General features: G+C 56.1%; 5 protein-coding genes and 1 pseudogene. All 6 read right to left on the bottom strand.

Going from position 1 to position 7044, the window contains the following annotated elements; genetic code table 11:
- Positions 1-269 precede the first annotated feature (269 nt).
- A pseudogene (locus ACOSDR_RS19800) lies at positions 270-1227 on the bottom strand (IS630 family transposase).
- Positions 1228-1626: 399 nt separating this feature from the next.
- The gene (locus ACOSDR_RS19795) at positions 1627-2445 is read right to left on the bottom strand and encodes an alpha/beta fold hydrolase (protein ID WP_290482085.1); all 819 of its coding nucleotides are present in this window, start codon (positions 2443-2445) and stop codon (positions 1627-1629) included.
- A 124-nt stretch (positions 2446-2569) separates the two neighbouring features.
- A complete protein-coding gene (locus tag ACOSDR_RS19790; protein WP_290482086.1) occupies positions 2570-3586 on the bottom strand; it encodes a 2Fe-2S iron-sulfur cluster binding domain-containing protein in 1017 nt (338 codons plus the stop codon).
- A 17-nt stretch (positions 3587-3603) separates the two neighbouring features.
- On the bottom strand, positions 3604-4365 hold the full coding sequence (locus ACOSDR_RS19785) for a Phenylacetic acid catabolic protein (protein ID WP_290482087.1): 762 nt from the start codon (positions 4363-4365) through the stop codon (positions 3604-3606).
- Between the two features lie 30 nt (positions 4366-4395).
- Positions 4396-5868: an aldehyde dehydrogenase family protein gene (locus tag ACOSDR_RS19780; RefSeq protein ID WP_420732311.1), complete on the bottom strand. Its 1473-nt coding sequence runs from the start codon at positions 5866-5868 to the stop codon at positions 4396-4398.
- 14 nt (positions 5869-5882) lie between these two features.
- On the bottom strand, positions 5883-7031 hold the full coding sequence (locus tag ACOSDR_RS19775) for a thiolase family protein (RefSeq protein ID WP_420732313.1): 1149 nt from the start codon (positions 7029-7031) through the stop codon (positions 5883-5885).
- Between the last annotated feature and the right edge of the window lie 13 nt (positions 7032-7044).

The raw sequence follows: 7044 nt of genomic DNA, 5'->3' as shown, positions 1-7044 counted from the left end.
GTTCGGCAATATTATCCGAACGCTGAAATCTCTATTGGTGACGGGCTGAATTATCTCGGATCGAGTGTCAACTATTCAGGTATTCTAAGTCCAGAGCGGGCACAACACGATCTCGGTTTCAGTGCCAGCACTGATCTTTCTTCGGCCATCGGAAAATACTACGAGGCGCTGTCCTAAGACTTGTTCGAACTGATTCATTCGGTTTTTGCTCTGACAAATGAAGCTGCAGGTATTGGGTTTCGACGCTTTAGAATTAGAGCATGATGATATTAGACGGGTTCATATCCGGCGTTTACGATGTAATTGCGGCATTCTGATGGGGCGATTGAGTTGAGGATGTCTCCCAGCGCGTTGCATAGATCGTCGGTGGACCGTTTCCTGGCTTTTCTGAGCCAGTGTTTGAGTTTGGAGAAAAGCTGCTCAATGGGAATGGGGTTCAGGTCGGGTGAGTATTTGGGCAGGAACAGGAGCCTTGCGCCGACGGCGCGGATGGCCTGACGGACCGCCTTGCTCTTGTGGGAGCCCAGATTGTCCATGATAACGATGTCGCCTGGCCGCAGGGTCGGAACGAGAACGCGCTCGACATAGAATCCGGAAGCGCTCACCATTGATCGGCCCGTCGATGAGCCAGGGTGCCGTAACCCCATCCTGGCGAAGGGCAGCCAGGAAAGTCATGGTCCGCCAATGTCCGTGCGGTGCCTTGCCCTCAAGCCGCTCGCCGCGCGGTGCCCAACCCCGCAGCGGTGCCATGTTGGTCTTGGTCCATGTCTCGTCGATGAAGACCAGCCGAGCCGGATCGATGCTGCCCTGACGGCTTATCCATCGCGCCCGCTGTCGGGCGACGTCCGGGCGGTCACGCTCGCTGGCGACCTGCGTCTTTTTTTATGCGTGAGCTCCTGCGCATGGACAAACGCCCAGACCGACCGGTAATCGACATCGAGCCCCCGTTCGCGGCCAGTTCGTCCACCAGCCCGCGCAGGGTGAAGTCGTCCGTGTATGGCAGCGCACGATCAACCAGTCCCGGTGCGCGCCGACAATCTTCGAAGGCTTGTAGCCGCCGATCCGATCCGGCGCAACGCTCCCGGTGTCACGATAGCGTCGCAGCCATTTGACCACCGTGCTAACGCCAACGCCGAACCGAAACGCCGCCTGGCGACGGGACTGCCCTTCATCCTCAACTGCCGAAACAACACGCTCACGAAGATCCATCGAATAGGGTCGCGTCATGGATACTGGCCTCCTTTCCCAGCATCCATGGTGAATCACTATTCGCAGATATAGGGAATCCCCTAATTCCGATTCCGTCTAAAATCATCACGCTCTAGCGCTTACGGACGATCCTCTTGGCATGATCCGTCATTTTGCCCACCGACCCAATACACTGGAGTATTGTGAGGCCAAGACGTCGGACGCTGCGCGGGATTATATTGTTGTTTAGGTGGCTGAGAAGGCCGAACAAATGGAGTGTACGGTTAAGACGGAAGAAAAAGTCGCTAATAACTTCTGTGACTTGGTCAGCCGAACGGCGATCTGGATGATTGAAGGGTGGAAACAGTGGCGGCGATAGATTGATCTGTGCATCTCAAATCAGCACCACAACTCACCGGCTAACGTAACATCGCCATCCTAACCACACCTCAATCGAGTTTCCTCTGCCAAAGCCTCAATAGTAGCTTTGTAACACAACTCGGGTTGTTCAAATTGAAGGAAATGTGTTGTCCTGGGGATACTACAATAGGGTAAGCATGCTTCTTCAGCCACGGCCCGGCAGATACTGGCTGACGGCAGTTGATTTTCCATTTCAGGATCGGCACCGATGATAGTTATTGGGGTTTCCTTTAGTGGCCGACAGAGCGCAGTCCAAACTGATAGATCATTATTCGTTTGATAAATATAGGCTTCGAACTCACGCGGGCAACAAAGCTCCCAGGAACCGGTCTGTGTATTCCTTCGTAGCGTTGCCTCGGCCAACTGTTCGGCCGCACCTGGTACCCAGCCCTGGAATTCCGGTCGCCGCTTAAACTGCTGGGCCAGAAGTGCTGGATTGTCATAGCGCGACGGCCGCCGGCTGGCGCGCCGGACCATATCGTGCATATGCGCGTCTTCGACCGGCTGTAGCGGATGACCGTGGCGCGGATAGATCGGCGGGTCGAATAGGATCAGGCCTTCCCATCGTCCCCGATAATGGTCCGCATGTTTCACGGCGGTCACGGCCGACAGCGAGTGAAATACTCCCACAACTGGCTTGCCGCCAAATTGCTCGTCGATAGCGTCCAGGATCTCCTCCATGTCGATCACAAAACGATTCCATCGATGACCAGCTGCTTCGTGCAGCGGGTTTTGGCCGTGATTGCGCATGTCGAACAACACAACATCGTAACTGTTCAGGAACTGGCGCCAGAATAAGACATACGCCTCAATCGCCAAGCCGTTTCCATGAGACATTACAAGTCGCGGTCCAGCGGGATTGCCGTACCTCCGCAGCCAGATTACCGCTCCATCAGACATCACTGCCTTATGCACCGCTGAAGGCGGTACAACGCTTTTCGAGCGAAGGTCGTCCTGGGGATCAGCGTTTTGCGGGCAGGAATTTATCATAAAATATATCTTCTTTTTCTATCCCTTTGGTGAGCAGAACGTCGATCGCGGCGTCGATCATCGGCGGAGGTCCACAGAGATAAGCCTCGGCTCCGAACACCTCGCTACCGAGTTCGCTGTCGAGTAGGTCCGTTACATTGCCCCGAAAGGCGTCAACACCAGTTTCGATCGGCTCGTCCGATAGAGCCGGAAAGAACTTGAAATCCGGAAGTGTCGACCGCCAACGGTCCGCGTCGTCGGTGCAATAAAGCGAATCCGAAGTACGGGCACCATAGAACAATCGGACGGGGCGGGTGTCTTTTCGACTGACTGCGGCATCCAAGATGGAGCGGATGGGCGCGAAACCAGTTCCTCCAGCCACGAAGATGGCCGGTCTGTGCGCATTGTCGCTTATCTTAAAATGGCCGAATGGACCGGTAATCTCCAAGAAATCGCCAACCCGAAGAACATCGCTGACAAAATTGCTAGCGATGCCATCTGGATGAAGCCGAATATGAAACCAAAGCATCTCGCTGTCTGGCGCGCTAGCTGCCGAAAAAGACCGCTTCACTCCATTGGTTCGGATCGTCCAGTCAAAGTATTGGCCTGGCTGAAATGAAATTGGAGACGGCGGCAATACCGCCACCTCCAGAATTTCGCGACCGTGCCAAGTTATCCCCTCAACTAAGGTATTAATGGTTTCGATGGCCGCGACGTTCTTATTGCTTTTCAGTGGCACGTCGAGTTCCAAGTTCGAGCGCGGGAAACACATGCAGGTCAGGATGTCGCCCTGTTGCCGATCCACATCGTTGAATATGGCCGGATCGGCGCCTGGGATTTCCTCGATTGAACCCGACATCAGCCGGGCCCGACATTCTCCGCATTCACCTGAGCGGCAGTTGTAAGGCACAGGCGCGCCAGTTGAGATGCACGCATCAAGAATAGTGGTGCTGGCGTCGCAGGAAGCGACGACATCGCTTCCCATGAAAGAAACGGAGAATGCGCTCACAATCTGATACCCCCTGTTTAGGCCGCCGCCGTTTCCTGGCGGTTATCGGCGGCCTCCAGGAAAGCGTCGAAGGAATCCGGGATGTCTGTGCCCCAGTCTTTGGTTATAAAAGCCCGTACTTGATCATAATAGGCCTGCTTCATTTCTCGGTTTGTCTGGGTTTTGATACCCCAGTAACGCAAACGGTCGTTGGTCGCCGACTGATCCGAACCAAAAGAGGCAATAGCAACCGGCAGCCATTTCCATACTGTGTGCCGGACAATCTTGGCCCCCTCTTCGCCCCTGGTCAGAAACTCCTTTATTCCGTCCATACCGAAACCGACATGGCCGTATTCCTCATTCAAGGTTTTTTGACTGGCTTCTCGGAATGGCTGATACGGGGATTTAATGAAGTGTCGAAACTGATGCGCGGCAGCCCGGTCGACCAGTGCCAAGAAGGCCATCTGATCTGCCCAAGTATCGATCGACGTATCGAAGGTAGTAAGGTGTGCTTTTTCCGCGCATACTTCGCGCCAATCCAAACCTAGTTCGTCGAGAAGTTCGCGATAGCGGATGTGATGGCCGTATTCCTCCATCACCGTTTTTGCCATGCGCATTTTGTTGTTTGGATCCGGCGCACGGAGGATGCTTTCCTCAAACTTGTCCGCGCCGACTTCCTCGCTGACCACATGGATCGCAATCAAGTTGAGTTGCAATTCCTGAAATTCTTGATCCTGGGATAGAAAGTTGTCCAGAGTCACATTACCAATACCGGCTTCTCCAAAAACTTGATTTTGCATGATACGTCTCCTTCTTTCAGTACAATTTGGTTAATAGAAAGTGCGGTGCTTCCTACTGTTGTCGATGATCACGTTCTTCACCTGGGTAAAGGCGAGTAGGGTTTCGAAAGAATCCTCGCGTCCGAATCCGCTGGCCTTTGTCCCGCCAAATGCGGCACCGGAGGGGAATAGATTGTAGCAGTTCACCCAAACCCGGCCCGCCTCCACCGCCTGCGCCGTCCGGTGTGCTGTTCCGAGATTCTCGGTCCAGATACCGGCCGCGAGGCCGTAGTCAAGATGATTGACGAGGCCGAGCATTTCTTCCTCCTCGTCCCACACATGGGTTGTGGCAACCGGACCGAAGATTTCGCGTGTGGCGAGGGTCGAAGCGTTATCAGTTTCCCCGAAAAGGGTCGGCTGAACGAACAGGCCGTTCGGATAGCCCGATATGTCCTGCACCGCTCCGCCCGTCAAAACTTCCGTCCCTTCAAGACGCCCCTTTTCAATAGCAGCGAGGATGCGGTCCAGATGTTCGCGGTACACGATGCAGCCCACATTGGTGGTTTTTTCGTATGGATCGCCGCAGCGCAGCATCGGAACAAGCTCCAATACTTTCTTCAACAGAGCGTCCTTAACCGAGCGGTGGACGAAGATTCTCGACCCGGAGGTGCAAACCTGCCCCTGATTGAGGAACGCGCCAAGCAGGACTCCCTGCGCTGCATTGTCCAAATCGGCATCGGGGAAGACGATCTGCGCATTCTTGCCGCCGAGTTCAAGCGTGACCTGCTTGGTGGACGTTGCCGCTGCAGCCATCACCCGGCGGCCTGTTTCGACCGAGCCTGTAATCGTGATCTTACGAATGTCCGGGTGGTTAACAAGCGCGTCACCTGTCGTTCTTCCCGGCCCGGTAACAACATTTACCAGACCAGCCGGCAACACCTCGCCCAGCAATCGCGCCAGTTCCAGCGTGGACAGCGGCGTATGTTCGGCGGGTTTGTAGACGACGGCGTTTCCCGCCGCGAGGGCCGGCGCGATCTTGCCGAGGAACATGTTGAGCGGAAAATTCCAAGCGCCGATAATGCCGATGACGCCGAGCGGTTCGCGCATGTTCATGCTCAACACATCGCTGGAAACCTGCTGCAGATTGCCCTCTAAGACACGGATTGCCCCTGCGTAGTAACGAAGACGGTCGACGGCCGTTCGCACATTTGCCAAGCTCTCACGCCAGGGCTTGCCCGTGTTCTGCGTCTCAAGCCAAGCGAAACGCTCCGCTTCCTCAAGGATACGGTCAGCAGCCTGCATCAGCGCAGCCTGCCGCTTGCGAGGGCCGCTCATGAACCAATTTGGCCAGGCCGCCTTTCCGGACATCACAGCGGCGGAGACATCGAATTCGTTCGCCTCGCTGACGCGACAGATCTTTTCCCCTGTAAGTGGGCTGAGTATCTCGCGCGTTTCACCGGAGGCAGACGTTTGCCAGTCGCCACCAATATACAATTGATAGGTATCTTGAATGGGAAACTTCATTTCCAACCCCTAAGTTAAATCTTTTCCAACAAATGAACCGTCGACACCGCCGAATCCGGTCCAAGCAGTCCGCCCGCCATCTGGGCCAAACCAATCCGCGCCCTATGGACCTGTCGCTTTCCGGCCTGCATCAACAACTGTTCGGAAATCTCAACAATCTGCGCAACCCCGGTTGCGCCGACCGGATGCCCGCGTGCGGTAAGCCCGCCGCTGACATTCACCGGTAGACGTCCACCGAGCGTCGTTTCACCCTGTTCAACAAGATCAATCGCCTCGCCTCGACCGCATAAGCCGAGTTCCTCGATATCAAAGAATTCCTGCGGCGCGGTCGGGTCATGTACTTCGGCGAGAGACACATCTTTGGGATTGATGCCGGCTTGCTCGAACGCGAGCTTGGCGGCCCGCGCCGTCGCGCTGCCAACCGCATCGGGGTTCGGCACGGCCGATGTCACTGCGGAGGCCGAAATTCGCACACCGCCATAACCGCGCCGGCGATACAACCGGTCCGATACCAGAACTACCGCCGCCGCACCGTCCACCAAGCCGCCACACATCGCCCGCGTCAGCGGTTCCAGAACGACCTGATCGGCCAGGATAACTTCCCAAGACATCGGCTCGCGCACCGCGGCCTTTTCGTTGAGCGAAGCATGGAACCGGTTTTTAGATGCGCAGAGCGCGAAGTGACGCGGCGTCGCACCGAAAGTTTCCATATAGTCCTGCGCCCGCTTCACATTGACGTCGATAAAGACTGACCGTCCCTCCGATCCAGGCTTATGATCGGTTGCCGTCGCTAGGGTCGTGAAGGGCAGGCGCCGATCCTCGTGTATCAGCTTCTCCGCCCCAAGCACGAGTACGCAATCGTACTGACCGTGGGCTATGGCGCTCCAGGCCAAATGCACCGCATCCGATCCACTGGAACAGGCGTTCTTAACCGTGTGCACCGGGACGCCGTTCAGCGGAAGGTCGCGCATAAGAACTTGGCCCAGTATCGACTCTTGACCTGTCAATGCACCACCGAAGGCGTTGCCGACAAAGACGGCCTGAATGTCGTCAAAGTCGTACCCGCTAGAGGCGATCGCATCACGAACCACAGGCCTGGCGATCATGCCGAGGGACTGCGTCGACTTCCGTCCGAAAGGACCGACACACCCCCCCGCCACCATGACGGGCACGACC

Origin of the sequence: Hwanghaeella sp. 1Z406 (genome assembly GCF_048892425.1) — a bacterium.
Taxonomy (GTDB): Bacteria; Pseudomonadota; Alphaproteobacteria; order UBA8366; family Aestuariispiraceae; genus Pacificispira.
The sequence above is the reverse complement of the archived record's forward strand: the minus strand, read 5'-3'. Positions and strand labels throughout refer to the sequence as shown.